This is a genomic window from Melaminivora alkalimesophila (genome assembly GCF_000282995.1).
Taxonomy (GTDB): Bacteria; Pseudomonadota; Gammaproteobacteria; order Burkholderiales; family Burkholderiaceae_C; genus Melaminivora; species Melaminivora alkalimesophila.
This window is the reverse complement of the sequence record NZ_ALEE01000626.1, coordinates 1-2,985: the sequence shown is the minus strand read 5'-3', so window position 1 is coordinate 2,985 and position 2,985 is coordinate 1. Positions and strand designations below refer to the sequence as shown.

At 71.0% G+C, this 2,985-nt stretch carries 3 protein-coding genes and 1 pseudogene; 3 read left to right on the top strand and 1 reads right to left on the bottom strand.

The features are described 5' to 3' along the window. The first annotated feature begins 124 nt into the window (after positions 1 to 124). A complete protein-coding gene (locus A612_RS12270; protein WP_019374765.1) occupies positions 125 to 580 on the top strand; it encodes a DUF2214 family protein in 456 nt (151 codons plus the stop codon). Positions 581 to 611: 31 nt separating this feature from the next. Here the strand turns inward: A612_RS12270 and A612_RS12265 are convergent, their stop codons facing one another. Next, positions 612 to 941 carry a PsiF family protein gene (locus A612_RS12265; RefSeq protein ID WP_019374764.1) on the bottom strand — a complete coding sequence of 110 codons (330 nt, stop codon included), beginning with the start codon at positions 939 to 941 and terminating at the stop codon, positions 612 to 614. A gap of 121 nt (positions 942 to 1,062) precedes the next feature. Between A612_RS12265 and argS the strand changes: the two genes are divergently transcribed. After that, complete coding sequence (gene argS / locus A612_RS12260; RefSeq protein WP_019374763.1) at positions 1,063 to 2,742, top strand: arginine--tRNA ligase; 1,680 nt, start codon at positions 1,063 to 1,065, stop codon at positions 2,740 to 2,742. Positions 2,743 to 2,757: 15 nt separating this feature from the next. Next, positions 2,758 to 2,985: pseudogene (locus tag A612_RS12255) on the top strand (SPOR domain-containing protein); the annotation flags it as partial.

Below are 2,985 nucleotides of genomic sequence, written 5' to 3'. Positions count from 1 at the left end.
CCCCTGCCGCTGCGCCTGCGGCTGTGGATGGAATACTTGAGGCACCATTACGCCCAGCCCGATTTCTGGAGCCGCACGCCCGGGCCCTGAGGCGCGTGCGGCCCTTCCTGCGAGGACCTGTTTCGTGACCTTCGAAGCCCTACTGGCCTATGCCCACATCATGGCCTTCCTGATGCTGGCCACTTTCCTGACCAGCGAGACGGCGCTGTGCCGCCCCGACTGGATCAACCCGGCCGTGGTGCGGCGGCTGGGGTGGGTGAACCTGCTGAGTCTGGTGTCGGGGGGGCTGGTGCTGGCCAGCGGGCTGGCGCGCATCGCCTGGGGAGTCAAGGGGAGCGCGTGGTACTGGGCGCAGCCCCTGCTGCACGCGAAGATCACGCTCTGGGCGGTGATGCTGGTGCTGTCCTTCCTGGCCGGCCGGCGCTACCGCGCCTGGCGCCGCGCGCTGGACGCCGGCGGTGCCCTGCCCGATGCGCAGGCGCTCAAGGGCACGCGGCGGCTGGTGATGTGGACGGCCCACCTCATGGTGCTGGTGCCCTTGCTGGCGGTGTTCCTGGCGCGCGGCGTGGGCACGCGCTGAGCCCCGCCGCGCCGCGGCCGCCCGCCGGCACTCAGCCCGCCGGCTTGTTCGACAGGCACTCCTTCATGAAGGCCTTGCGCTCGTCGCCCTTGAGGCCCTGCTTGCCGGCGTCGGCGTTGCAGGTCTTCATCTTCGCCTGCTGCTTCTCCTGCTTGGAGGCGCTCAGGCAGTTCTTCATGAAGGCCTTGCGCTCGTCCCCCTTGAGCCCGCCTTCCTTGGCGCGGGCGTTGCAGGTCTTCATCTTCGCCTGCTGCGCGGTGGGCGCGGGGGCCGGCGCGGCCTCGTAGGCGGGCGGCGCAGCAAGCGCGGGCAGGCCCAGGGCGGCCAGGGCGAGGGCGGCGAGAAGGTTCTTCGGCGGCATGGAAGCTCCAGCGTGAAAGGGTGGACGGGCCCCGCCGTGGTGCGCCGGCGCCACGCGGGTGCACCAGCTTAGCGCCCGCCCGGCTGTGCCGCCCCCGGGGCGACCCGTAGAATCCGCGCCCATGCTCAGCGTGAAAAACGAATTGCTCGCCGCCCTGGCCGGCGAGCTGGAGAAGCTCCAGCCCGGGGCGGGCGCCCGTGCGGCCTTCGAGAACCCCAAGCTGCCCGAGCACGGCGACCTGGCCTGCACCGCCGCCATGCAGCTGGCCCGGCCCTTGCGCCAGAACCCGCGCCAGCTCGGCGAACAGCTCAAGGCGGCGCTGGAGGCGACACCCGCCTTCGCCCGCTGGGTGCAGGCGATCGAGATCGCCGGCCCGGGCTTTCTGAACCTGCGCCTGCAGCCGGCGGCGCGCCAGCAGGTGGTGCGCGAGGTGCTGGAGGCGGGCGAGCGTTTCGGCTTCCAGCCGGCGCGCGGCGAGAAGGTGATCGTCGAGTTCGTCTCGGCCAATCCCACCGGTCCGCTGCACGTGGGCCACGGCCGCCAGGCGGCGCTGGGCGACGCCATCAGCCACCTGTACGCCACCCAGGGCTGGCAGGTGCATCGCGAGTTCTACTACAACGACGCGGGCGTGCAGATCGACACGCTCACGAAAAGCGTGCAGCTGCGCGCCCAAGGCATCAAGCCCGGCGACCCCGGCTGGCCCGAGGCGGCCTACAACGGCGACTACATCCAGGACATCGCCGACGCCTACCTGGCGCGCGCCACGGTGCGCGCCGACGACCGCGAATTCACCGCCAGCGGCGATGTGCAGGACGCGGGCGGCGTGCGCCAGTTCGCCGTGGCCTACCTGCGCCACGAGCAGGACAAGGACCTGCAGGCCTTCGGGCTGAAGTTCGACCAGTACTACCTGGAGTCCAGCCTGTACGAAGAAGGCCACGTGGAGGACACCGTGCGCCGCCTGGTGGACAGCGGCCACACCTACGAGCAGGACGGCGCGCTGTGGCTGCGGACCACGGACTTTGGCGACGACAAGGACCGCGTGATGCGCAAGTCCGACGGCACGTACACCTATTTCCTGCCGGATGTCGCCTACCACATCCAGAAGTTCCGGCGCGGCTATGGCCGGGCGGTGAACATCCAGGGCACGGACCACCACGGCACCATCGCGCGCGTGCGCGCCGGCCTGCAGGCGGCGGGCGTGGGCATCCCGGCCGGCTACCCCGACTACGTGCTGCACACCATGGTGCGCGTGGTTCGGGGCGGCGAGGAGGTGAAGATCAGCAAGCGCGCCGGCAGCTACGTCACGCTGCGCGACCTGATCGAGTGGACCAGCCGCGACGCCGTGCGTTTCTTCCTGCTGTCGCGCAAGCCCGACACCGAGTACACCTTCGACGTCGACCTGGCGGTGCAGCAGAACAACGACAACCCGGTCTACTACGTGCAGTACGCGCATGCGCGCATCTGCTCGGTGCTGCGCAGCTGGCGCGAGGACGCGGACACGGCGGCGCTGCGGACGGCCGACCTGGCGCCGCTGGAGGGCCCGCAGGCCGATGCCCTGCTGCGGCTGCTGGCGCGCTATCCGGAAGTGCTCTCGGGCGCCGCGGCCAGCAACGCGCCGCACGACGTCACTTTCTACCTGCGCGAGCTGGCGGCAAGCTACCACAGCTACTACGATGCCGAGCGCATCCTGGTCGACGACGAAGGCGTCAAGCTGGCGCGCCTGGCGCTGGTCGCCGCCACGGCGCAGGTGCTGCGCAACGGCCTGGCCGTGCTCGGCGTGTCGGCCCCTTCACGGATGTAGGCAGGAGCCATGGCCATGAGAGAGCAGCAACGCGGCGGCACCGTCCTGGGACTGATCCTGGGCGTCATCCTGGGACTGGGGGCGGCGCTGGCCGTGGCCATCTACGTGACCAAGGTGCCGGTGCCCTTCCTGAGCAAGAACAGCCCGCGCGCCTCCGACGAGGACGAGGCGCAGCGCAACCGCAACTGGGATCCGAACGCCCCGCTGTACGGTAAGAACCCGGCGCGCGCGCCGGCCGCGCCC

Bases quoted from the DNA above. Each gene is read 5' to 3' on its own strand.
- A612_RS12265 (WP_019374764.1), bottom strand. From the start codon at position 941: ATGCCGCCGAAGAACCTTCTCGCCGCCCTCGCCCTGGCCGCCCTGGGC.
- argS (WP_019374763.1), top strand. From the start codon at position 1,063: ATGCTCAGCGTGAAAAACGAATTGCTCGCCGCCCTGGCCGGCGAGCTG.